Genomic DNA, 24,516 nt, shown 5'->3' on the forward strand with positions numbered 1-24,516 from the left:
ATAAAAAAAAGTGGAATAAATGTGGATAAGTATGTGTTTTAATCATTTCACTTTATTTATATTCTTTATGTGCATATAATTATCATACCATGAAAGAAATGGATAGTAAAAAGAAAGTTAGGGAATGAATATGAACAGAACAATAAATGATATTGATATTTTTAAGTTGAACCAATCAGAATATATTAGTAACGAAGATTACCAAATTTTATTTATGTTATATCAACCAATAATTGGTATTGAAGCAATAAATTTATATTTGACTTTAGTTCAAGAAAAGTTATTAACAAAACGTATTAATCTTGATTTCAATCACGGACGAATTAAATCTTTATTAAAAATAACTTCCACTCAATTACTTGTTGCTTTCCAACAACTTGAATCTGTTAACCTTATTAATACTTACTACTATTCTTTAAAATCTACTTACATTTATCAATTGTGTTCTCCCTTATCTGCTGATGATTTTTTTGCTAATACCCATTTAAACTCAGAACTACTTAAACAATTAGGAACTTTAAATTACGAAAGACAAAAATTTTATTTTTTGAAAAATGATATTGAAATTACAGAAAATTATATTAATATTACTCAACAGGAAAATACTATCCCTCAATCTTTAAAATTAAAAACAGCACTTAATAATATTTATGCTAAACAAGAACAAACATCAATCTCTAGACCAATTTATTCATTTAAAAATAAAAATAAAATTAACACTATGAAATTTAATTTAAATTATAATGGTAATACAATTATATCTAAAGATAATTCTAATGTTATTAATACCACATTAAATTTAATGCAACAAAAATTACCTGAAGAATATTTAAAAAATTTAACTGGTAAAATACCAACTGATAAATTAAAAACAACATTAGAAATATTAACTAATAACTTTCAATTAAATAATGCTGTAATTAACTGCTTAATTGAATATGTTTGATTTAAAAATAATAAACGTTTAGAACCAAACTATATTATTAAAATTGCTGAAACCTTTCAAGAAAATCAAATTAATACTATTGATGATGCTTTATCTCATTTAAAACTTGCTTATGCTCGTAGCAAAAAAAATCCACAGCAACAATTTCAACAAGAATCATTATGATCTACTACAGAACAATCAACAACAAATAATTTCAATAAAAAATTAATTAAAAAATATAAGGTTGATAATATTAATAAAAAAGATATAACATTAACTCAAGAAGAAATAAAGAATATTTTAAAGGAATTTGATGCCCATTAATTTAATTATTAAAAGACACTATTATTAAGTAAGGAAATGATTATCATGAAACTTAAAGCGACAACTATCTTAAAAGAAAACATTAACAATGCTGAACTTCATGACTTTATTAAAAAAAACAACTTAAATAACAGCAAACTAGAACCATATGTTGAATTATTAAAAACTTATATTGATAGCTACAATTTATGTAAAAAACGAGAAAATCTTAGCAAATGTCTACAAAATGTTAAAGGATATCGTTATAAACTAGTAATGTTACCTAATCAAAAAATAAGTTTAGTACTAACGGATTGTCTTCATTCTATTAATAGATCTGTCCAACAACAAGTACATAATAATTTTTTAATTAAATACTATGATGATAAACTTTTATCACTTTCATGAAGTAAAAATTTTAATGCCTCAACTAATGCAAGAAAAGAAATCATCCAGTATTTACATCAATCTTTAAAACACAAAAGTTATCAAGGTTTATACTTATATGGTGACACAGGTAGTGGCAAAACTTTTATTTTTATCTTATTTGCAAATAAATTAATTCAAAAAAATCAAACTGTTTGTTTTATTGTATGACCTGAATTTGTTATGGACATTAAAAAAAGTTTTAAAAATGATACTGATACTAATCAGCAAATTGAACAATTAAAATCATGTGACTTATTATTTATTGATGATTTAGGCGGTGAAATCGTTAGCGCTTGAGAGCGTGATGAATTATTATTTAGTATTCTTAATGCACGAATTTTACCATTAAAAACTACATTTATTAATTCTAACTATAGCATTAGTGAACTATATCAACATTATTATTTAAAAAATAGTAAATCAGAAGAAATTAAAGTTAAACGCTTATTAGAACGTATTCAAACTTTAACTATACCAATTGAATTAACTGTTGAAGAATCACAAACTACAATTGAAAATAATAATATTGACAATATTAATAATGAAATAGAATATATACCAATATAAAATATAGTATTTTTCATAAAAAAATAAAATAATGAAAACTATAATTAAAATAAAGGAAATAATTTACTAATAAAATAAATGTTTTATAAATAAATCCATATTTTATGACAAATATTAACGATATTTGTTTATAATATACCTAGTCATTAATCAATATAAAAAACAAACACACAAAAGGAGTGACTTAATAATGGCAATTAAAATTGCAATTAATGGATTTGGGCGCATTGGCCGCCTTGCCTTCCGTCAATTATTTGACAAAAAAGAAATTGATATTGTTGCTATCAATGATTTAGGAAATGTAGAAGCCCTAGCATATCTATTACAATATGATTCAGCACATAGAACTTGAAAACACGGAAAAATCAAAGCAGACAAATCAAAAAATACTATTAATGTTGATGGTAAAATAATTAAAGTTTGTCAAGAAAAAGACCCAAAAGCATTACCATGAAAAGCCAATGCTGTTGATATCGTAATTGAAGCAACTGGACGTTTTACAACAAAAGAATTAGCACAAGCACATATTGATGCTGGAGCTAAAAAAGTTGTGATTTCAGCACCAGCTAAGGGAGACTTAAAAACTATTGTTTATAATGTTAACCATGATATTCTAAAAAGTACTGATAATATTATTTCTGGTGCTTCATGTACTACCAATTGTCTTGCTCCTGTTGTTCATGCTCTAGAATCAGAATTTGGAATTATTAAAGGATGAATGACAACAGTTCATGCTGCAACCAATGACCAACGTTTACTAGACTTAGAACATTCAGATTTCAGAAGAGGACGTAGTGCTATGTCTAATATTGTTCCTGCAGCTACAGGTGCTGCTGCAGCTATTGGTTTAGTTATCCCTTCTGTTAAAGGAAAACTAGATGGTTCAGCAATGCGTGTTCCAATCATTACTGGTTCAATTGTTGATTTAACAATTGAATTAAAGAAAAATGTTACTGTTGAACAAGTTAATGCAGCAATGAAAAAACATAGTAGCGAATCATTTGCTTATAATGAAGATCCAATTGTTTCAACTGATATTATTGGTTCAATTTTTGGTTCAATTTTTGATGCAACATTAACAAAAGTTATTGAAGTTGAAGGCAAACAAATTGTTAAAGTTTTTGCTTGATATGATAATGAAATGTCATATGTATCACAATTAGTAAGAACAGTAATACACTTAGCAAAGCTAAAATAATTTTTAAATAGTTTAATTAAAATATTAAACTACAAAAATGCATCTTACCAATTACAAGATGCATTTTTATTAATCGTTTTAAAAATATATTAAAATTATAATATGAAAAAAGGAGATGAAAATTATATGAATAAAAAAACATTAAAGGATCTTGATTTTAAAAATAAAAAAGTTATTGTTCGTTTTGACTTCAATGTACCATTAGAAAATAATAAAATTACCGATGATACAAGAATAAAAGCAAGCATCGAAACTATTAAGTATTTACAAAATCAAGATGCAAAAATAATCATGTTATCACATCTTGGAAGAATTAAATCTGAAGCTGATAAAGCGAAGAATACTTTAGCGCCTGTTGCAAAAAGACTAAGTGAAATCTTAAAAGAAAATGTAATATTCATTAATGAAACTCGTGGTACAAATCTTGAAACAGCTATTAATAATCTTAAAAACAAAGAATTACTTTTAATAGAAAATACTCGTTTTGAAGATTTAAATGGTAATAAAGAATCTACTAATAATCCCGAATTAGGTAAATATTGAGCACATTTAGGTGATGTATTTGTTAATGATGCTTTTGGTACTGCACACCGTGCTCATGCATCTAATGTTGGTATTGCTACTAATATCAAAAATAGTTGTGTTGGTTTATTAATTGAAAAAGAATTAACAATGCTTAATAAAATCACCGTTAATCCAGAACATCCTTTTATAGCAGTACTTGGTGGTGCTAAAGTATCAGATAAAATTGATGTTATCAAACAATTATTAACAAAAGCTGATAAAGTTCTTGTTGGTGGTGGTATGGCTTATACTTTTATGAAAGCATTGAATTATAAAATTGGTGATTCATTATTAGAAAAAGATAAAATTGATATTGCTAAAGAAATTATTGAATTAGGAAAAGAAAAATTAATACTACCTATTGACTTTGTAATTGCTCCGGAATTTAAGGACATCAAAGGTAAAATTACTACTAATGAAAATATTCATGATGGATATGAAGGAATGGATATTGGTCCAAAAACAATTAAATTATTTGAAAATACTTTAATTAATGCTAAAACTGTTTTTTGAAATGGACCATTAGGAGTTTTTGAAATGAGTAACTTTGTTAATGGAACAAAAAATATTTGTAAAACTATTTCACAATTAAAAGGTGCATTTACACTAATTGGCGGTGGTGATAGTGCAGCAGCAGCAGTTAAATTTGGATATGAAAATAAATTTAGCCACATTTCAACTGGTGGAGGTGCTTCATTAGAATATCTAGAAGGTAAGGATTTACCTGGTATTAATGCTATAGAAAATAAATAGTGAAAATATATGATTACTCAAGATCAAACAACAAGTGTTTTTATTCTTATTAGTTTATTTTTAATTGCGATGGTTTTAATATTTCAATTATTCCAATTTATTTTTTGATTAATTATTATTTTAAAAAATAAAAAAAATGATACTAAATTAAAACCTAGCTATCAACAAGCATTATCCAATGAAAATATTAATTGTCAAATAGTTAAAAGTAAATTTACTTTTAAATATCTTAACTATAATTTTAAAAAAAATATTTTAAAATTAAAAAGTCGTGATTTTAATGAAACCACTACTTGAAATAAATATCAAACTTTAAGTAGTGTACTTGTTATTAAGTGAAAAAATAATTCTCAAAAATGAAGTAATTTAGCTCTACCAATTATTAATTTATTTTTTATAAATGGTGTTATTATTACTATTATTTGTGCTTTATTGTATTATATTCCAACTCAAAATAATAATATTAACAAGGAAATATTAGCAATTTTTAGTTTCCTTAGTTTACTTATTATTACTATAAGTTGATTATTTTGAACAATGTTTTATGAAAAATTTCGTAAGCAATTAATGACATTAAATACAGAATTAAATTATAATGAACAAAAAACTATTAAATATATTACCCTATTTAAATCTTGTTTTCCATTTTCTGATTTAATGTTTTAAATAAAATAAAATTATTTTATTTAAGTATCAATTTTTACCACAAGTGTAAATTTGATACTTTTTTTATTATTTTTAATTAAATTTAAACTTAAAATTTATTAATAATTGATGATTAAATAAATTTCTATTATCTAAAATACAAATTAAAAAATAAACTTAGTGGTTAATACCTAGTTATAGCGATAAAACTATAATATATATTTAAATCTCATTTATAAAAGTATAGTAATCTTGCTTTAAATTATATACCATATTTATTATTATAAAAGTAAATATCTTAAGAAAAATAAAAAAATGTTAAAATAAATACTGGAATGGCAACCCTTTTTAGGACTATTTTTTGGTAGACATTTGTTTTTGATAATTAACTGGAGTTAAGTAGTTTAAAGTGCCGTGAATTCTTATGTTGTTATATCAATTGATGTAATCAAATAATTCTAATTTTAATTGGATTAATGATGTAAAATTTTTATCATTAATAAATTCGGTTTTGAAAGTTTTAAAGGTTGCTTCAGCAACAGCGTTATCATAAGGACAACCTTTTTTGCTTAAAGAGCGATTAATATTGAATGCTAGTAAAAGTGGAATGGCAACCTTTTTTAGGACTATTTTTTGGTAGACATTTGTTTTTGATAATTAACTGGAGTTAAGTAGTTTAAAGTGCTGTGAATTCTTATGTTGTTATATCAATTGATGTAATCAAATAATTCTAATTTTAATTGGATTAATGATGTAAAATTTTTATCATTAATAAATTCGGTTTTGAAAGTTTTAAAGGTTGCTTCAGCAACAGCGTTATCATAAGGACAACCTTTTTTGCTTAAAGAGCGATTAATATTGAATGCTAGTAAAAGTTTATCAATAATTTTATTATTAAATTCATTACCGCGATCACTATGAAATATTTGAATATCTTTTAAACAGCGATTTGAGTGCATAAATGCTTGATATACTAATGATGCATCTTTTTTAGTACCTACACTATGTCCAATTATTTCGCGGTTAAATAGGTCAATTAATAAACAAATATAGTTTCACTTACCATTTAATTGAACATAAGTTAAATCACTAACAATAACTTCATTTTTAACTCTATTATTAAAGTTTCTATCAACAAGATTGTTTATTTGACTATCATTGACTTTATTATGATAATTTTTGAATGATAATTTAGTGTATTTTGATATTAAATTATGTTTATTCATAATTTCTTTAATTTTTCGTCTTGATAAATAAATTTCTTGGTTTTCTAGAATGACTTTTAATCTTCTAGTACCATAAACTTCTTTATTTTCTTTAAAAGCACTAATAACAGCTTGTTCATAAATATTATTTTGAATTTTATTTTTTTTCTTTAAATTAAAATAATATGTTGATTTAGAGAGTTTTAAAAAATGACACATTGTGCGAATTTTATATTTAGATTTATTATTTGCAATAATCTCTACTTTCTGCCTATTATTAGTGCTGCTTGCTTTAAAATATCATTTTCCATTCTTAATTGTTTTAATTCTTTTCTTAATTTAATTAATTCATTTTCTTCAACAGAACGATTATCTTTAGTTTTAAAACTACCTGAATTAGTAAATTGCTTAATTCAATTGTAAGTAGCTGCTCTTGTAACATTATATTCTTTAACAAGGCAAGATACTGATTTGCCACTTTGATATAAAGCTACTATTTGTTTTTTAAATTCATCGGTATATGAGTTAATATTGGCCATAATTATAGTTCCTTTCTTTGTTCACTTGGAATGGCAACCCTTTTTAGGACTATTTTTTGGTAGACATTTGTTTTTGATAATTAACTGGAGTTAAGTAGTTTAAAGTGCTGTGAATTCTTATGTTGTTATATCAATTGATGTAATCAAATAATTCTAATTTTAATTGGATTAATGATGTAAAATTTTTATCATTAATAAATTCGGTTTTGAAAGTTTTAAAGGTTGCTTCAGCAACAGCGTTATCATAAGGACAACCTTTTTTGCTTAAAGAGCGATTAATATTGAATGCTAGTAAAAGTTTATCAATAATTTTATTATTAAATTCATTACCGCGATCACTATGAAATATTTGAATATCTTTTAAACAGCGATTTGAGTGCATAAATGCTTGATATACTAATGATGCATCTTTTTTAGTACCTACACTATGTCCAATTATTTCGCGGTTAAATAGGTCAATTAATAAACAAATATAGTTTCACTTACCATTTACTTGAACATAAGTTAAATCACTAACAATAACTTCATTTTTAACTCTATTATTAAAGTTTCTATTAACAAGATTGGTTATTTGACTATCATTGACTTTATTATGATAATTTTTGAATGATAATTTAGTGTATTTTGATATTAAATTATGTTTATTCATAATTTCTTTAATTTTTCGTCTTGATAAATAAATTTCTTGGTTTTCTAGAATGACTTTTAATCTTCTAGTACCATAAACTTCTTTATTTTTTTTAAAAGCACTAATAACAGCTTCATCATAAATATTATTTTGAATTTTATTTTTTTTCTTTAAATTAAAATAATATGTTGATTTAGAGAGTTTTAAAAAATGACACATTGTGCGAATTTTATATTTAGATTTATTATTTGCAATAATCTCTACTTTCTGCCTATTATTAGTGCTGCTTGCTTTAAAATATCATTTTCCATTCTTAATTGTTTTAATTCTTTTCTTAATTTAATTAATTCATTTTCTTCAACAGAACGATTATCTTTAGTTTTAAAACTACCTGAATTAGTAAATTGCTTAATTCAATTGTAAGTAGCTGCTCTTGTAACATTATATTCTTTAACAAGGCAAGATACTGATTTGCCACTTTGATATAAAGCTACTATTTGTTTTTTAAATTCATCGGTATATGAGTTAATATTGGCCATAATTATAGTTCCTTTCTTTGTTCACTTGTCTACGTAATTAGTGTCCAATAAAGTGTAACCCATCCAATCTTGTTCCTCAAAAGCATAATTACTTTATTAATAATAAAGAAACTGATGTTGAACAAAAAATAATAGAACAATATAGAGTTTATTTTTGTAAAAAAGAACTTTTAGAAGAAAGTCAATTCATAAAAAATGAAAATGATAATCAAGTAGTTATTAGAAAAAAATCTATTTTGGATTTTAAAAATAAAGAAAATATTAATGGTATCATTAATAATGATGAAAAGATTAAAGAAAGTAAAAATATTTTAGGTAAATTAGGTAGGTGAGTTTTGGAAAATTTTTTATTTTTGCCCTTGAAAATTATCTTTTTGGTGTTGTTTCAGGAATTATTTCTGTTCTTGCTCTTAAAATTCCCCTTGTAATGGCGCTTTGTTGATGAACTCCTGCAGCTTTGGGAATAGCAACATTTACTGCTCTGCCTATAGGTTGATGTATAGTTTTAGCAATTGTAGCAGTATTAGGTGTTCAGTTACTAAAAGAATGTGCAATTAAACCTTTATTAAAAAAAATGTGAAATCTAGTAGAATCAAAAAAAAGCAAAAAAACTAGAAATGGAAGACTTAAAAGAAATAGATTTTAATAATATCAATTCTAGAGTTTTAAAAAACTATTTAAGTTCTCAAAAAAACATACCTTTTGATGAAATTAGACCAAGTTTTGAACAAAATATTAATATAATTAAAAATAGAAAATTGTCTCATCAAACTCAAGAAAAATTTGATGCAAAGAGTATTAATAATATTCCAATTTCAACTAATACTTGAAATAAAGTAAAATGTTTATTTCAATATACTTAATAAGTTAACAATTTTGTCGAAAATAATAAAATTTCGGACTTCTCCCCACATGTACTTGTGGAGGGAATAATGAAACTGAATGAATTCAACAATGCTTTTCAAACTGAACAGCAATGTCTTGCATATATAGCAAATTTGAAAGAAAACAAATGTATTAGGTGTTTTAATTTTAATTTGAATACTTCTGATTTAAAAAGAATGAGATGTTTAAAATGTAATCAAACATTTAGCATTCTCACAGGCACCATATTTTCAAGGTCACAAACATCTTTAACATCTTGGTTTTATCTTATCTTTAGATGAATAAACACCAAACATGGAATTCCATCAACAGATATTGCAAAAGAATTGGGAGTGACTTTGAAAACTGCTTGAAGAATGACTCATAAAATCAGAACACGTATTGCAAAACAAAAACCTCAATTTATTGTTGAAGGTACAGTGCAAATTGATGAAATGTATCTTTCACATATGGGTTTTAAAAAACAAGGAAGATCCTTGGTGAATAAAACCTTTATTGTTGGCATTTATCAAAAAACAACCAATAATTTAATTGTGAAAGTATTGAAAAACGCAAAGAGTAAAAATATTTTGCAGTTTGCAAAAAACCACATTTCTTCAAAATGTCTTGTATATACTGATTCTTGAAAAGGATATTGCGATTTTAAATCAGTTTTCACTAAGCATGAAACAGTTAACCATCAAGATGGCTATGTTTCAAAAATTGGTGTAAATACCAACCAAATTGAATCAGTTTGAAAACATATAAGAAGAACATTTAAAACACATATCAAAGTTGCAAAACATCATGTTCATTTATATGCTAAAGAAGCTGCATATAAATTCAACAAGATACCTAGTTTTGAAACTGTAATTCTATGTTTGATTTAAAAATGTGGGGAGAAGTCCGTAGATAGGCTTTTCTCAGCATTTATGTGATAAAATTAAAATAGTACATAAAGGGAGAAAAGCCTAAAATTTTAATCTATAAAATTAATACTATTTTCTCTTTTCTCTTATTTTATGGTTAATATTAATGTTATTATTACTAAATAATTAAAAAATATTAATGAGGTATAAGATGAGTATTGTCACAATTGAGAATTTAACACATGCTAATGGTGGAAAAGTTTTATATAAAAACGCCACTTTACAAATTAATAAAGGTGAACATGTGGCATTAATTGGTATGAATGGTGTTGGTAAAACAACATTATTAAATATTATTAATGGAACAGTATCTGCAGATCATATTAATTTAAATATTCATCCTAAAATTAAAATTGGGTATTTGGATCAACATCAAGAGGTTAATTTAGAATTAACAGTTTTACAATATTTGCGTGAAAGTTATCAAAAACTTTTTGAACGCGAACAACAAATGGAAAACTTATATGCAGAAATGGCTAATAATTATAGTGAAGAGTTATTAACGAAAGCAATGAAAATTCAAGATGAATTGACACACCAAGGATTTGATACTATTAGTAAAAAAATTGGTCGTTTAGTTGATGGATTGGGTATTAATTTACAACTTTTAGAACAAACTTTAGGTAGTTTAAGTGGTGGTCAAAGAGCAAAAGTGTTATTAGCAAAATTATTATTAAATGAAGATGATTTTTTATTACTTGATGAACCAACTAATTTTTTGGATATTGAACAAATTAATTGATTAGCTAAGTTTTTACAAAATTACCCTAGTGCATTTTTATTGGTGTCACATGATCGTAATTTTATTAGGCTTTTCTCCCTTTATGTACTATTTTAATTTTATCACATAAATGCTGAGAAAATCATATCTACGGACTTCTCCCCACATTTTTAAATCAAACATAGAATTACAGTTTCAAAACTAGGTATCTTGTTGAATTTATATGCAGCTTCTTTAGCATATAAATGAACATGATGTTTTGCAACTTTGATATGTGTTTTAAATGTTCTTCTTATATGTTTTCAAACTGATTCAATTTGGTTGGTATTTACACCAATTTTTGAAACATAGCCATCTTGATGGTTAACTGTTTCATGCTTAGTGAAAACTGATTTAAAATCGCAATATCCTTTTCAAGAATCAGTATATACAAGACATTTTGAAGAAATGTGGTTTTTTGCAAACTGCAAAAGATTTTTACTCTTTGCGTTTTTCAATACTTTCACAATTAAATTATTGGTTGTTTTTTGATAAATGCCAACAATCAAGGTTTTATTCACCAAGGATCTTCCTTGTTTTTTAAAACCCATATGTGAAAGATACATTTCATCAATTTGCACTGTACTTTCAACAATAAATTGAGGTTTTTGTTTTGCAATACGTGTTCTGATTTTATGAGTCATTCTTCAAGCAGTTTTCAAAGTCACTCCCAATTCTTTTGCAATATCTGTTGATGGAATTCCATGTTTGGTGTTTATTCATCTAAAGATAAGATAAAACCAAGATGTTAAAGATGTTTGTGACCTTGAAAATATGGTGCCTGTGAGAATGCTAAATGTTTGATTACATTTTAAACATCTCATTCTTTTTAAATCAGAAGTATTCAAATTAAAATTAAAACACCTAATACATTTGTTTTCTTTCAAATTTGCTATATATGCAAGACATTGCTGTTCAGTTTGAAAAGCATTGTTGAATTCATTCAGTTTCATTATTCCCTCCACAAGTACATGTGGGGAGAAGTCCGTTTTATTAATACAACATGTAATATTATTTTTGATATTGATAATTATATGATTACTCGTTATGTTGGTAATTTTGAAAGTTTTTTAGAACAAAAAACTTTACATCATCGTCAATATGAATCAGCATATTCAAATCAAAAGAAATTCATTGAAAAATTAGAAACTTATATTAGTAAAAATGCAGCACGTGCTTCGACTGCTAAAAGTGCTGAATCAAGAAGAAAACAATTATCCAAAATTAATGTTTTAGAAAAACAGCAAATCCAGTCTCCTCCAAAGTTTTATTTTAAGTATTATAAAACAACAAGTTCAATTGCTGTCCAAGCTAAAAACCTTGAAATAGGTTATCATAAACCATTAATTAAGCCGCTTACTTTTGTTATTAAGACTGGTAGTAAGTGAGTTGTTAAAGGGTATAATGGAATTGGTAAAACTACTTTCTTGCAAACGTTAGCTGGTAATATTTCAGCACTTGCTGGAAATATTAATTTAGATGATCGAATGCAAGTAGCGTATTTTCATCAAACTGAAGTAATGACTAGTACTACTCCATTTAATTATTTAAAAGAGTTAGATATTAAATTAAATGATGTTGAGATTAGAAGAATTTTAGCAAGTTTTGGTTTGCGTAGTAATTTAGTAATGAAACCAATGAACTTACTTTCTGGTGGTGAACAAACTAAGGTTAGATTAGCAGCATTGGCATTAAAACCTTATAACTTATTAATTTTAGATGAGCCAACTAATCATATTGATGTTTTAGCTAAAGAGTCTTTATTAAAAGCATTGCAAGAATTTGAAGGCACTGTATTATTGACAACTCATGATACTAATTTTAATAATAGTTGAGTTGATGGGGTTTTAGATTTTGAAAAATTAACAAATTAGTGAAATTAAAATAGTTATTTTTAATATTTAATTTATACATTTAAACAAATAAAAAAAACTTATAACTAAGATTTAGTTATAAGTTTTTTTTATTTGTTTAAATTATCCTTTACGATTACGGTCGTCACGGTCTCGTCTGCTAAATCCACCACTGTTTCCTCAACTAGAATCACCACGGTCAGAACGTGGTCTAAAGTTTCCACGATCAGAAGAATTTCTATCCCCTTGTGTTCTTGCTCCACGTTCAGCAAAACGTTTTTCACGTTCTTCTATGATTTTTACAAGTGTTGTTAAACTTGCATTAATAGTAATTACTGTTTCTTTTAAAACTTTAATTTCTTCTAATAATGCTTCTATTGTTTGATTGTTTTCCATTAACAATGCCTCTTCTTTCTGGCGCCTAATTGATAAATCTGATAATAATATCTGATATAATGAGATTAATAAGCACTTAATTAAGTATAGCATTAAAATTAAAATTGTATAGTATATAGTCATATATTTTATAGTTAAAAATAATTATTATTATGATAACTATTATTTTTTTATTAAATATCAAGTATATAGGGACTACGTCCCTCGCCACTACGTGGCTCACCCAAATTATAGTCCCAGTAGGTTCACTGGGACTATAATTATTTTTATTTATCTTTATTTTTAGGTTTATCTTTCTTTTTTAATATATTATCTAATTTATCCAAACCAGCAGATTTAATATCACTATAAGTCATATCAATACTACTTGCTTCTTTAAGGTATTTCTTAGGTGACAATTCACTTTTAAGTTCATGCACATAATGTAAAGCACGTGAATTAATCTTTTTAACCAGTGTCTAGGAAAAAATAAAGTCATAGCCATTGCTTCACCACTATAACTTGGAGGCATAATACCTCTTTTAATCATTTTCTTTGTTCTACGAGGTGAAAATACTACTTTATTATAATCCTCAATATTAGTATATAAATTAAGGCTTTTCTCCCTTTATGTACTATTTTAGTTTTATCACATAAATGCTGAGAAAAGCCTATCTACGGACTTCTCCCCACATTTTTAAATCAAACATAGAATTACAGTTTCAAAACTAGGTATCTTGTTGAATTTATATGCAGCTTCTTTAGCATATAAATGAACATGATGTTTTGCAACTTTGATATGTGTTTTAAATGTTCTTCTTATATGTTTTCAAACTGATTCAATTTGGTTGGTATTTACACCAATTTTTGAAACATAGCCATCTTGATGGTTAACTGTTTCATGCTTAGTGAAAACTGATTTAAAATCGCAATATCCTTTTCAAGAATCAGTATATACAAGACATTTTGAAGAAATGTGGTTTTTTGCAAACTGCAAAAGATTTTTACTCTTTGCGTTTTTCAATACTTTCACAATTAAATTATTGGTTGTTTTTTGATAAATGCCAACAATCAAGGTTTTATTCACCAAGGATCTTCCTTGTTTTTTAAAACCCATATGTGAAAGATACATTTCATCAATTTGCACTGTACCTTCAACAATAAATTGAGGTTTTTGTTTTGCAATACGTGTTCTGATTTTATGAGTCATTCTTCAAGCAGTTTTCAAAGTCACTCCCAATTCTTTTGCAATATCTGTTGATGGAATTCCATGTTTGGTGTTTATTCATCTAAAGATAAGATAAAACCAAGATGTTAAAGATGTTTGTGACCTTGAAAATATGGTGCCTGTGAGAATGCTAAATGTTTGATTACATTTTAAACATCTCATTCTTTTTAAATCAGAAGTATTCAAATTAAAACTAAAACACCTAATACATTTGTTTTCTTTCAAATTTGCTATATATGCAAGACATTGCTGTTCAGTTTGAAAAGCATTTTTGAATTCATTCAGTTTCATTATTCCCTCCACAAGTACATGTGGGGAGAAGTCCGTAAATTAATATTAAATACAACAAAAAATAATAAAACACGCATTCTTTTAACTTGAACTATATATTCTACTTTTTCTCTTGCTTGTACTGGTATTCTATTAGGGTGTTGTTCAATCAAATACATTGTACCATTAAACATGTGACCTATTAACTTACAAAATTGTCCTAAACTTTCTTGTTGATTTTTAAACTGTACTCCTAAATCATTAGAATTTATTTTGGCTTTTCTCCCTTTATGTACTATTTTAATTTTATCACATAAATGCTGAGAAAAGCCTATCTACGGACTTCTCCCCACATTTTTAAATCAAACATAGAATTACAGTTTCAAAACTAGGTATCTTGTTGAATTTATATGCAGCTTCTTTAGCATATAAATGAACATGATGTTTTGCAACTTTGATATGTGTTTTAAATGTTCTTCTTATATGTTTTCAAACTGATTCAATTTGGTTGGTATTTACACCAATTTTTGAAACATAGCCATCTTGATGGTTAACTGTTTCATGCTTAGTGAAAACTGATTTAAAATCGCAATATCCTTTTCAAGAATCAGTATATACAAGACATTTTGAAGAAATGTGGTTTTTTGCAAACTGCAAAAGATTTTTACTCTTTGCGTTTTTCAATACTTTCACAATTAAATTATTGGTTGTTTTTTGATAAATGCCAACAATCAAGGTTTTATTCACCAAGGATCTTCCTTGTTTTTTAAAACCCATATGTGAAAGATACATTTCATCAATTTGCACTGTACCTTCAACAATAAATTGAGGTTTTTGTTTTGCAATACGTGTTCTGATTTTATGAGTCATTCTTCAAGCAGTTTTCAAAGTCACTCCCAATTCTTTTGCAATATCTGTTGATGGAATTCCATGTTTGGTGTTTATTCATCTAAAGATAAGATAAAACCAAGATGTTAAAGATGTTTGTGACCTTGAAAATATGGTGCCTGTGAGAATGCTAAATGTTTGATTACATTTTAAACATCTCATTCTTTTTAAATCAGAAGTATTCAAATTAAAACTAAAACACCTAATACATTTGTTTTCTTTCAAATTTGCTATATATGCAAGACATTGCTGTTCATTTTGAAAAGCATTGTTGAATTCATTCAGTTTCATTATTCCCTCCACAAGTAAATGTGGGGAGAAGTCCGTTTATTTTTAATGCTAATTCATCTAAAATTATTAAATCTTGTTCCTCAAAAGCATAATTACTTGCTAACTGATTAAAAGTAAAAACATCGTTATAATTAACCAAATAAGAATAACCAGTCTTTAACTTAATAGGGAAAGGACTAACTACTCGTTTCTTATGAGTTTGTGCTAAACAACAAGCAAGGGCAGATTTGCCAGTTCTTGGAGGTGCTGAAATAATATAACTACCAACTCGTTTTAAAATTTTAACATTACGAATAGTTATAAGAATTGGATAAATAATTATAATCAAACCTATAACTAATAACACATAACCATATCAAGGCATAATAAACTCCTAACCTATAATTAAACTAATTGCTCTAACAAATAATCATAAAGGTATAATATTTTCTATTCCACTAACAATATCAACATTTAAAGCAGTACTAATCGTATCTGAAAAAATATGTCGTAATAAACTATCTGTTGTAAAAAGAAATTGTCTTAATGGTTCAACTGGTAAAACTTTACCAACAACTCCATAAAGTACTCATCTAAAAGCATTACGTAAATGTGCAAAAACATCATATCAACTTGGTCTTTCATACTCAGGATTAAATGGACTATTTGGCGGTACTGGTGTTACTTTCTCACTTGAAAAAATATTGATTTGACCAAAATTCAACTGTGGTGAAAAAGTTGGTCTAGTTGATTCACCATGAACATCAAAAAATACTGTTAAATGTCTTAAATTTGGAACACGAATAGGCATAGTAACAAAATTATATAAATCTTGTTGATAAATATCATTATCCACTTTACCTTTAAAAACATATTTTGTATCACCAACATAATCTAAAAAACTAAAAGTAAAATTAGCAGTAAAATTTTTAAAATATTCATATTCAAAATAAAACATAAAACCTTGAATATAAAAAATCAAAGGTTTATCAATTTCAAAATTTAACTGTGTTTGAAAATTTATAATACTTTTACCAGTATTAACAAAATTTAAATTATTAGTATTATTCTTTGCAACATAATTATGATTAAACATAATACGTGAAAATTCATCTAATTGTTTTCTATTAAAAGTATAAACGCCAGTTCCCATATCTATCATTTGTGACGGAACACCAACTGTATCACTATAATAATAACACGTATATAAACCTTCATTATTACCTATAAATTCACCACTTACTAATTTTAAATCCGGTTGGTCAACATCAAAATAAGCAGAATTTCATGGTATTGTTGCTCAATCATCAAAATTATGATACTTAACATGTTTAACCATTTCTTTTGTAATATCATAATTAACAACATTAGGGTCATTTGAAGCAATTAAACTAGTTGGTGCTTGAACAGAAGTATTTACAACAAAAAACAATTTAGCAAATTTAAATCACATAATTATTTACCAAACAAACATCTTAAAACTCATCATAAACCATAAAATATAATAAATCCAATAAAAAACTGCGTTCCATAAACTACTAAATTTCATAAAATAGTAGTAAATTGGTCAACTGGACTTCCTATAAACATAGTTCAATAATCAACTATACATTGATGTATTTTATTGTAAATATCTCAAACACTCATACTTAACACCTACCCAAACAATGACCTAAAAATAAATTTAATACTACGATAAATAAAATTAAAAAATACACCTAATACCAACCAAAAAGTCAAATTAAACAAAATATAAACTTCATCAGTAATATTAGTTTGATTTAAAAATATACCAATATCATTACTAGAAAATATAAAAATTAAATGCAATATACTATTCACAAAATCACTCATAATTAATTACCAACTCCTCAACCACTAGATGTTCCAGTAAATTTATTACCACCAGCACCACCTTTAAACTTACCTTGTTTTTTATTTTTTTCTTTTAATTTATCAATACGTTTACTATGAACCTTAGCAATTTTTTTACCAACAAATTTTGAACTACCTTTAATATTTCTATAACTTTGCTTTACAGTCCCTGATGTAGAAACTGGCTGAATGTCAATATTTAAAAAAACTGACATAGCAAACTTTATTAAAAGAATAAAAACAACAAAAGTTCCCAAATTAAAACCTAAATCTGCCATTGGCAAATTTCAAAATTTCATAAAAATTTGTCCAAATAGTTCTAAAACTTTTGAAATAAAAGCAACACCCATAATAAACTACTCCTATATTATTTTTAATAATTTTAAAATTAATGAAAAAGTAAAAAGTACTAAAATAATTGCTAACAATGGTGCTGGCATTGAAACTATTTGTTGTGAACTATCACCAAAAATAAAACTTTTAATAACCAAAGACAAATTATGTAAACCAGAAAAATCAGTAATATAACTTTGCAAAATATTTTGCACAATATTATTTAAAGAAGGTAAAAGTTTACCTAATAAAGGAAAAACAAAAATTATTGCAAAAAATAATTTAATCATAACTATTACCTCCTAAAAACAACTTTAATTTTTTCTATCTAAATCCACGAATAATATGTCCAATAAATTCTTTAATAAATACTAAGACCATCATAAATATTGGAATTAATACCGGTCAATTTGTCATTATAGAATCACCCGCAAATACTCAGTTAAAAACATAACTAAAAGATTCTAATAATTTTTGGCCAATACCTCCAATCATTTCTATTAAAGCACTTAATCCTTTTGGCATACTAATCACCTCCCTCCTCTAACTCTTTTCTTGCTCTTTCTTTACGCTTTTGTTCTTTACAATATCAACAATCTGGGTCAACTACATTATGTTTTCTATGTTTAAATTTTCAAACTAACTTTTTAATAGTACCTTTAAAAGCCCAAGAAGTACCAAGAACAGCAATTATCATAACTATTCATTTAAACATTATTTTCTACCTCATAAAAAACTATCAAAACTCATATTTTCACTTAATCTTTGGTCAAAATTTCTTTTTGATTTTTTCTTATGCAACTTTTGTCTTGGCATATTTTTTCATTTATCTTTTTTCATAAAATTAATTCACTCCTTATAAAATAAATGTTCTTATAGTTTTATTTTGTTCATTATTTCTTAAATTTTCATTATTAATTTCTAATAATTTACTTTGAAATTTTAATGTTTGTTTTAATTCTTTTACTTGATTATTTAAATTTTGAAATTTTCTTTCTAATTTTTGTTTTTCATATCTTTTTCTTTCAACTTTTAAATCATTCTTTTTAATAAATTTATTTTCTTTTCTCTTAAAAACTCAATTTGTTATTTTATTTTTAATATTATTTCATGGAATACCAATATAACCCACAACAATACCAATTAAGATAGATACTGGTTTAATTGCAACAATTCCTAAAACTATAATGCTAGGAATTAATCCTAAAAATATACTAAATGTAATACATCCAGTTAATGCCATAAATTTTAAAATTCATCACATATATATTTTCACTTTAAACACCACCTAGTGTATAAGCATAAGAATAATCCCAATTTAAACTTGCTCTATCTAAATTAATCTCTGACATACTATCATCATTTAAATCAACATCAACCATACCGTCATCTGTACTTTGATAATCATTAACACTGCCATTAATCAATCTTGCTCTTTCATCTGTAAATACTTCTTGTAATTCAGTATTATTATGTGTACTTCCCAATGGCAATAATAAAGTATTAATAATCTCACTTGCTCCGGCAATAATCGTAGGAATAGCAAAATAATTATTAAAATTATTATTAATACCCATTGCTACACCACTTGATATTAAACATCCACCAGTACCCATATTTGCTATCTTTCTTATATTTTGAAATCTATTAGGTATTAATTCAGTTAAACCACTAATAACATTTACTACACCAAAACTATTTAAAGATATATAAGTATCTCAATCTACAAAAGGCACATCAATTATCGGTTTAACAGTTGTAAATGGTGGATACGTTGGCTTAGGTGGTTCAGTAGGGCAAGGTGGTCAAAAACATGGTTCATCTCTTAATAAAGAAATTGTCTTATCTACATACTGAACAAACTTAGCCTAATTAATTAAACCAATTGTTCCTAAACCTAAAAATATATTTTTATAACTATTAATAACTTTATTTCTAGTAGTTGGTCTCTGATTAATATTTCATATATCAATTGCCAACTTTTTACTAAACAACAAAGAATTAATAGAACCTAAAATTGGGTCTTTTAAATATTGACCATAATAAGCAATAACTCCAACCATAGCACTTAATGGACTTAATCCAGTTCTTAAAATTTTAGTTAAAGTATAATTACTAATCTGTTCTAACTCATTAGGCATAAATAAAACTCCTTACTTTATATACTAATAAGGAGCTTATTTATGAATTATAATCTAATCCATTGGGGCTTAATGAAAAATATATAATCCATATATAAGCCCCTTATTTAATTTTACTTATTTCTTTTATTCTCTTTTCTTATTCGTTCCATTTCATTAGCAACTCTGTAACACATTTCACAACCAAATACTCTTTCATAAGTTAAATCACTACACTTATGTCTCATAATTTAACTTACTTTCTTGTTGTCTCATTGATTTATTTAAAGCAATATCTAATATACAATTTGGACAATAATATTTTCTAGTATATAAGTTTTGCAAAACTCTTTTAGGACAAATAACTTGGTCGCAAATTTTACATATATAAATTGCTAAATGAAATGCTTGCTCACATGAACAATTATCATTTTTAGCCATAATTTAAACTTAACTTCTAACATATTAATAATTACTTAAAATTACCCTTTTAATAAATAACTATTTTCAATTAGAAAGTTTTTTAATATTACCGCTTAAATCAAGTTCAAGTGAATAAAAATTACCAACTTTTAAATCAACAGAAGATAAACAATTATTAAAATCACTAGCAAATTCTGGATTATATCATTTATCACGTGTTTGACCAGTTGGCACGCTTGTTTGTTTATTTATTTCTACAAACTTCAAAACATCAAACTTCAATGTTTGACCTTTATTATTTTTATCGGGTATAATACGCCCTTTTTCAATATTAACTAATTGAACTTTAAACATAAAAAAACTTAACCTCTACTATTCATTAAAATTTAATTTAATAAGTTAAGTATAGTAGGATAAACCTATACTTATTAATAATATATCATAAAAAAATAAAATTTCAAGAAAAATAAAAAAAATGAACACTAGTAAGAATAGTAGTAATTACTAATGTTCATTAAACATTATATATATATATATATATATATACAAGTAAAAATATAGAAAAAACTAGTTTTTTTTCTAATGTAAAACTTTTTTCCTAAAATCTATTTTTTCAACTTTATTACCAAAAACTTTATCAACCCAAGTCAAAACATCTTTATCTCTATGAATTAAATAACCAATCTCACTAGTCCGTAAATAATGATTATGCGATAAAGCACTTAAATATACATATCGTTCATAATCTTCATATTCTTTAAAATAATCATTTACAACAGTACTTTCAATAATACCACCAATCATAACAGTATCACCATTACTATCTTTTTGGGTTTTAAAATAAAATACATTTGTTGCATTAAAACTTGCTTTAATTATATCTTGAATTGTTATTTTTTTAATACCACGAACCACAATAGGATTTTTACAATTACGACTAAAAGCATATGCTTTTATACCTAAATCCTCTTGATTTAAAGATTTAACATCATCTAATGATTTTGTAACATATTTACCTAAATATTTAATAACAAACTCATTTGTACCTTTACGAACAACCCTTAAATCAATACCCTTAGCATTACCAGCATGTGGTCATCAATCGCGTATCATATTATAAGGTATTTTTCTATTAAAAATTATATGAAAATGAACTGCTCCACGGTCTTGATATTCATAAACATACATATATTTTAATTCACCCATATATTTAGCACGCTTAGGGTCATTTCATCATTTCTTTAATTTAAGAAAAAATAAACGAATATCTTTTTTTGATTGTTTAACATCTTGCATATTTTCAGCATAAGTTAAAGTAACAAAACTTAACATATTACTATTATAAAAATTATGTAATGCTTTTTGAATTAAATTAGTTTTAGTACGAACAGTACTATTTCTTAATTTTTGCTTATTACCAACATAACATTTACCTTTCTTATTTCCAATATTATTTAAAAAAGAAATAGGTAAAACAACGTTTTTAACATAACAAGCATAAAAAATCTTTTTAACATAAAAATCTTGTTGAATATCCATATATAAAAATCTACTATTCTGGAATGGCAACCTTTTTTAGGACTATTTTTTGGTAGACATTTGTTTTTGATAATTAACTGGAGTTAAGTAGTTTAAAGTGCTGTGAATTCTTATGTTGTTATATCAATTGATGTAATCAAATAATTCTAATTTTAATTGGATTAATGATGTAAAATTTTTATCATTAATAAATTCGGTTTTGAAAGTTTTAAAGGTTGCTTCAGCAACAGCGTTATCATAAGGACAACCTTTTTTGCTTAAAGAGCGATTAATATTGAATGCTAGTAAAAGTTTATCAATAATTTTATTATTAAATTCATTACCGCGATCACTATGAAATATTTGAATATCTTTTAAACAGCGATTTGAGTGCATAAATGCTTGATATACTAATGATGCATCTTTTTTAGTACCTACACTATGTCCAATTATTTCGCGGTTAAATAGGTCAATTAATAAACAAATATAGTTTCACTTACCATTTACTTGAACATAAGTTAAATCACTAACAATAACTTCATTTTTAACTCTATTATTAAAGTTTCTATCAACAAGATTGTTTATTGGACTATCGTTAACTTTGTTATTATGATTTTTGTATGATAATTTAGTGTATTTTGATATTAAATTATGTTTATTCATAATTTCTTTAATTTTTCGTCTTGATAAATAAATTTCTTGGTTTTCTAGAATGACTTTTAATCTTCTAGTACCATAAACTTCTTTATTTTCTTTAAAAGCACTAATAACAGCTTCATCATAAATATTATTTTTGATTTTATTTTCTTTTTTCTTTAAATTAAAATAATATGTTGATTTAGAGATTTTTAAAAAATGACACATTGTGCGAATTTTATATTTAACTTTATTTTTGACAATAATTTCTATTTTCTGCCTATTATTAGTGCTGCTTGCTTTAAAATATCATTTTCCATTCTTAATTGTTTTAATTCTTTTCTTAATTTAATTAATTCATTTTCTTCAACAGAACGATTATCTTTAGTTTTAAAACTACCTGAATTAGTAAATTGCTTAATTCAATTGTAAGTAGCTGCTCTTGTAACATTATATTCTTTAGCAAGGCAAGATACTGATTTGCCACTTTGATATAAAGCTACTATTTGTTTTTTAAATTCATCGGTATATGAGTTAATATTGGCCATAATTATAGTTCCTTTCTTTGTTCACTTGTCTACGTAATTAGTGTCCAATAAAGTGTAACCCATCCATTCTAATTTTTAAAAACTAATTTTATACATTTTCGGACTTCTCCCCACATGTACTTGTGGAGAGAATGGAATGGCAACCCTTTTTAGGACTATTTTTTGGTAGACATTTGTTTTTGATAATTAACTGGAGTTAAGTAGTTTAAAGTGCTGTGAATTCTTATGTTGTTATATCAATTGATGTAATCAAATAATTCTAATTTTAATTGGATTAATGATGTAAAATTTTTATCATTAATAAATTCGGTTTTGAAAGTTTTAAAGGTTGCTTCAGCAACAGCGTTATCATAAGGACAACCTTTTTTGCTTAAAGAGCGATTAATATTGAATGCTAGTAAAAGTTTATCAATAATTTTATTATTAAATTCATTACCGCGATCACTATGAAATATTTGAATATCTTTTAAACAGCGATTTGAGTGCATAAATGCTTGATATACTAATGATGCATCTTTTTTAGTACCTACACTATGTCCAATTATTTCGCGGTTAAATAGGTCAATTAATAAACAAATATAGTTTCACTTACCATTTACTTGAACATAAGTTAAATCACTAACAATAACTTCATTTTTAACTCTATTATTAAAGTTTCTATCAACAAGATTGGTTATTTGACTATCATTGACTTTATTATGATTTTTGTATGATAATTTAGTGTATTTTGATATTAAATTATGTTTATTCATAATTTCTTTAATTTTTCGTCTTGATAAATAAATTTCTTGGTTTTCTAGAATGACTTTTAATCTTCTAGTACCATAAACTTCTTTATTTTCTTTAAAAGCACTAATAACAGCTTCATCATAAATATTATTTTTGATTTTATTTTCTTTTTTCTTTAAATTAAAATAATATGTTGATTTAGAGATTTTTAAAAAATGACACATTGTGCGAATTTTATATTTAACTTTATTTTTGACAATAATTTCTATTTTCTGCCTATTATTAGTGCTGCTTGCTTTAAAATATCATTTTCCATTCTTAATTGTTTTAATTCTTTTCTTAATTTAATTAATTCATTTTCTTCAACAGAACGATTATCTTTAGTTTTAAAACTACCTGAATTAGTAAATTGCTTAATTCAATTGTAAGTAGCTGCTCTTGTAACATTATATTCTTTAGCAAGGCAAGATACTGATTTGCCACTTTGATATAAAGCTACTATTTGTTTTTTAAATTCATCGGTATATGAGTTAATATTGGCCATAATTATAGTTCCTTTCTTTGTTCACTTGTCTATGTAATTAGTGTCCAATAAAGTG

30 protein-coding genes and 1 pseudogene are annotated in these 24,516 nt (G+C 25.3%); 10 read left to right on the forward strand and 21 right to left on the reverse strand.

Annotated features, from left to right (window positions below):
- Positions 1–124 precede the first annotated feature (124 nt).
- The 4 genes from AACL02_RS06900 to AACL02_RS06915 all read left to right on the forward strand — a co-directional run bounded on the left by AACL02_RS06900 (position 125) and on the right by AACL02_RS06915 (position 4,742).
- Positions 125–1,252 carry a DnaD domain protein gene (locus AACL02_RS06900; RefSeq protein WP_339040390.1) on the forward strand — a complete coding sequence of 376 codons (1,128 nt, stop codon included), beginning with the start codon at positions 125–127 and terminating at the stop codon, positions 1,250–1,252.
- 45 nt (positions 1,253–1,297) lie between these two features.
- Entirely contained in the window at positions 1,298–2,227 is a 930-nt protein-coding gene (locus AACL02_RS06905; RefSeq protein WP_339040392.1) for an ATP-binding protein, read from the forward strand.
- A 190-nt stretch (positions 2,228–2,417) separates the two neighbouring features.
- Entirely contained in the window at positions 2,418–3,425 is a 1,008-nt protein-coding gene (gap, locus tag AACL02_RS06910) for a type I glyceraldehyde-3-phosphate dehydrogenase (protein ID WP_339040394.1), read from the forward strand.
- A 126-nt stretch (positions 3,426–3,551) separates the two neighbouring features.
- Entirely contained in the window at positions 3,552–4,742 is a 1,191-nt protein-coding gene (locus tag AACL02_RS06915) for a phosphoglycerate kinase (RefSeq protein WP_338978870.1), read from the forward strand.
- 999 nt (positions 4,743–5,741) lie between these two features.
- On the opposite strand, the pseudogene AACL02_RS06920 reads toward AACL02_RS06915, so the two are convergent.
- The 3 genes and pseudogenes from AACL02_RS06920 to AACL02_RS06930 all read right to left on the reverse strand — a co-directional run.
- Positions 5,742–5,990 (reverse strand): annotated as a pseudogene (locus AACL02_RS06920) (transposase); the annotation flags it as partial.
- A gap of 23 nt (positions 5,991–6,013) precedes the next feature.
- Positions 6,014–7,131, reverse strand: a protein-coding gene (locus AACL02_RS06925; protein ID WP_339040397.1) for an IS3 family transposase whose coding sequence is annotated in 2 segments (ribosomal slippage) — positions 6,014–6,861 and positions 6,861–7,131 — 1,119 coding nt in all. Because the reading frame shifts where the segments join, the coding sequence is not laid out codon by codon here.
- 49 nt (positions 7,132–7,180) lie between these two features.
- Positions 7,181–8,298, reverse strand: a protein-coding gene (locus tag AACL02_RS06930) for an IS3 family transposase (RefSeq protein ID WP_422397809.1) whose coding sequence is annotated in 2 segments (ribosomal slippage) — positions 7,181–8,028 and positions 8,028–8,298 — 1,119 coding nt in all. Because the reading frame shifts where the segments join, the coding sequence is not laid out codon by codon here.
- 328 nt (positions 8,299–8,626) lie between these two features.
- Here AACL02_RS06930 and AACL02_RS06935 point away from each other — a divergent pair.
- The 4 genes from AACL02_RS06935 (at position 8,627) to AACL02_RS06950 (ending at position 10,929) form a co-directional block, all read left to right on the forward strand.
- Positions 8,627–8,944, forward strand: a complete 318-nt coding sequence (locus AACL02_RS06935; RefSeq protein WP_339040401.1) for a hypothetical protein — start codon at positions 8,627–8,629, stop codon at positions 8,942–8,944.
- Positions 8,916–9,161: a hypothetical protein gene (locus AACL02_RS06940; RefSeq protein ID WP_339040403.1), complete on the forward strand. Its 246-nt coding sequence runs from the start codon at positions 8,916–8,918 to the stop codon at positions 9,159–9,161. The genes AACL02_RS06935 and AACL02_RS06940 overlap by 29 nt, the downstream gene beginning before the upstream one ends.
- Positions 9,162–9,230: 69 nt before the next feature.
- A complete protein-coding gene (locus tag AACL02_RS06945; RefSeq protein WP_339040405.1) occupies positions 9,231–10,052 on the forward strand; it encodes an IS1595 family transposase in 822 nt (273 codons plus the stop codon).
- 190 nt (positions 10,053–10,242) lie between these two features.
- Positions 10,243–10,929, forward strand: a complete 687-nt coding sequence (locus AACL02_RS06950; protein WP_339040407.1) for an ATP-binding cassette domain-containing protein — start codon at positions 10,243–10,245, stop codon at positions 10,927–10,929.
- 53 nt (positions 10,930–10,982) lie between these two features.
- On the opposite strand, the gene AACL02_RS06955 is transcribed toward AACL02_RS06950, so the two are convergent.
- Positions 10,983–11,798, reverse strand: a complete 816-nt coding sequence (locus AACL02_RS06955; protein WP_339043663.1) for an IS1595 family transposase — start codon at positions 11,796–11,798, stop codon at positions 10,983–10,985.
- Positions 11,799–11,822: 24 nt separating this feature from the next.
- Here AACL02_RS06955 and AACL02_RS06960 point away from each other — a divergent pair, with 24 nt between their 5' ends.
- Positions 11,823–12,725: an ATP-binding cassette domain-containing protein gene (locus AACL02_RS06960; RefSeq protein ID WP_339040409.1), complete on the forward strand. Its 903-nt coding sequence runs from the start codon at positions 11,823–11,825 to the stop codon at positions 12,723–12,725.
- Positions 12,726–12,827: 102 nt separating this feature from the next.
- On the opposite strand, the gene AACL02_RS06965 is transcribed toward AACL02_RS06960, so the two are convergent.
- The 3 genes from AACL02_RS06965 to AACL02_RS06975 all read right to left on the reverse strand — a co-directional run bounded on the left by AACL02_RS06965 (position 12,828) and on the right by AACL02_RS06975 (position 15,756).
- Positions 12,828–13,100 carry a hypothetical protein gene (locus tag AACL02_RS06965; RefSeq protein ID WP_281748939.1) on the reverse strand — a complete coding sequence of 91 codons (273 nt, stop codon included), beginning with the start codon at positions 13,098–13,100 and terminating at the stop codon, positions 12,828–12,830.
- Between the two features lie 676 nt (positions 13,101–13,776).
- Entirely contained in the window at positions 13,777–14,469 is a 693-nt protein-coding gene (locus tag AACL02_RS06970; protein ID WP_339040707.1) for an IS1595 family transposase, read from the reverse strand.
- 465 nt (positions 14,470–14,934) lie between these two features.
- On the reverse strand, positions 14,935–15,756 hold the full coding sequence (locus AACL02_RS06975; RefSeq protein WP_339040341.1) for an IS1595 family transposase: 822 nt from the start codon (positions 15,754–15,756) through the stop codon (positions 14,935–14,937).
- On the opposite strand from AACL02_RS06975, the gene AACL02_RS06980 reads away from it, so the two are divergent.
- Positions 15,702–15,848 carry a hypothetical protein gene (locus AACL02_RS06980; RefSeq protein WP_339040412.1) on the forward strand — a complete coding sequence of 49 codons (147 nt, stop codon included), beginning with the start codon at positions 15,702–15,704 and terminating at the stop codon, positions 15,846–15,848. The two genes, AACL02_RS06975 and AACL02_RS06980, sit on opposite strands and share 55 nt — an antisense overlap.
- A 281-nt stretch (positions 15,849–16,129) precedes the next feature.
- On the opposite strand, the gene AACL02_RS06985 is transcribed toward AACL02_RS06980, so the two are convergent.
- From AACL02_RS06985 to AACL02_RS07050, 14 genes are all read right to left on the reverse strand, one after another.
- Entirely contained in the window at positions 16,130–17,188 is a 1,059-nt protein-coding gene (locus AACL02_RS06985) for a hypothetical protein (protein ID WP_339040414.1), read from the reverse strand.
- A 403-nt stretch (positions 17,189–17,591) separates the two neighbouring features.
- Entirely contained in the window at positions 17,592–17,960 is a 369-nt protein-coding gene (locus AACL02_RS06990; RefSeq protein ID WP_338956929.1) for a hypothetical protein, read from the reverse strand.
- A 12-nt stretch (positions 17,961–17,972) separates the two neighbouring features.
- On the reverse strand, positions 17,973–18,233 hold the full coding sequence (locus AACL02_RS06995; protein WP_338956747.1) for a hypothetical protein: 261 nt from the start codon (positions 18,231–18,233) through the stop codon (positions 17,973–17,975).
- Positions 18,234–18,267: 34 nt separating this feature from the next.
- The gene (locus AACL02_RS07000; RefSeq protein ID WP_338956925.1) at positions 18,268–18,468 is read right to left on the reverse strand and encodes a hypothetical protein; all 201 of its coding nucleotides are present in this window, start codon (positions 18,466–18,468) and stop codon (positions 18,268–18,270) included.
- A gap of 1 nt (position 18,469) precedes the next feature.
- On the reverse strand, positions 18,470–18,658 hold the full coding sequence (locus AACL02_RS07005; protein WP_339040416.1) for a hypothetical protein: 189 nt from the start codon (positions 18,656–18,658) through the stop codon (positions 18,470–18,472).
- Entirely contained in the window at positions 18,658–18,783 is a 126-nt protein-coding gene (locus tag AACL02_RS07010) for a hypothetical protein (protein WP_339040418.1), read from the reverse strand. Before AACL02_RS07010 ends, AACL02_RS07005 begins: the two co-directional genes overlap by 1 nt.
- A 16-nt stretch (positions 18,784–18,799) precedes the next feature.
- Entirely contained in the window at positions 18,800–19,207 is a 408-nt protein-coding gene (locus tag AACL02_RS07015) for a hypothetical protein (RefSeq protein WP_339040420.1), read from the reverse strand.
- Between the two features lie 13 nt (positions 19,208–19,220).
- Positions 19,221–19,679, reverse strand: a complete 459-nt coding sequence (locus AACL02_RS07020; RefSeq protein ID WP_339040422.1) for a hypothetical protein — start codon at positions 19,677–19,679, stop codon at positions 19,221–19,223.
- A gap of 132 nt (positions 19,680–19,811) precedes the next feature.
- Positions 19,812–20,084, reverse strand: a complete 273-nt coding sequence (locus tag AACL02_RS07025) for a hypothetical protein (RefSeq protein WP_339040424.1) — start codon at positions 20,082–20,084, stop codon at positions 19,812–19,814.
- A gap of 216 nt (positions 20,085–20,300) precedes the next feature.
- A complete protein-coding gene (locus AACL02_RS07030; RefSeq protein WP_339040426.1) occupies positions 20,301–20,504 on the reverse strand; it encodes a hypothetical protein in 204 nt (67 codons plus the stop codon).
- 60 nt (positions 20,505–20,564) lie between these two features.
- A complete protein-coding gene (locus tag AACL02_RS07035) occupies positions 20,565–20,840 on the reverse strand; it encodes a hypothetical protein (protein WP_339039804.1) in 276 nt (91 codons plus the stop codon).
- A gap of 225 nt (positions 20,841–21,065) precedes the next feature.
- Complete coding sequence (locus AACL02_RS07040; protein ID WP_339040428.1) at positions 21,066–22,025, reverse strand: rolling circle replication-associated protein; 960 nt, start codon at positions 22,023–22,025, stop codon at positions 21,066–21,068.
- Between the two features lie 42 nt (positions 22,026–22,067).
- Positions 22,068–23,188 (reverse strand): IS3 family transposase gene (locus AACL02_RS07045; protein ID WP_339040217.1). Its coding sequence is split into 2 segments (ribosomal slippage): positions 22,068–22,945 and positions 22,945–23,188, totalling 1,122 coding nucleotides; the frame shifts between segments, so codons are not numbered across the junction.
- Positions 23,189–23,343: 155 nt separating this feature from the next.
- Positions 23,344–24,461, reverse strand: a protein-coding gene (locus AACL02_RS07050) for an IS3 family transposase (RefSeq protein WP_339040653.1) whose coding sequence is annotated in 2 segments (ribosomal slippage) — positions 23,344–24,218 and positions 24,218–24,461 — 1,119 coding nt in all. Because the reading frame shifts where the segments join, the coding sequence is not laid out codon by codon here.
- Positions 24,462–24,516 lie beyond the last annotated feature (55 nt).

The sequence above is a fragment of the Spiroplasma endosymbiont of Apeira syringaria genome (assembly GCF_964020205.1).
GTDB classification, from domain to species: Bacteria; Bacillota_I; Bacilli_A; order Mycoplasmatales; family VBWQ01; genus Spiroplasma_E; species Spiroplasma_E ixodetis_A.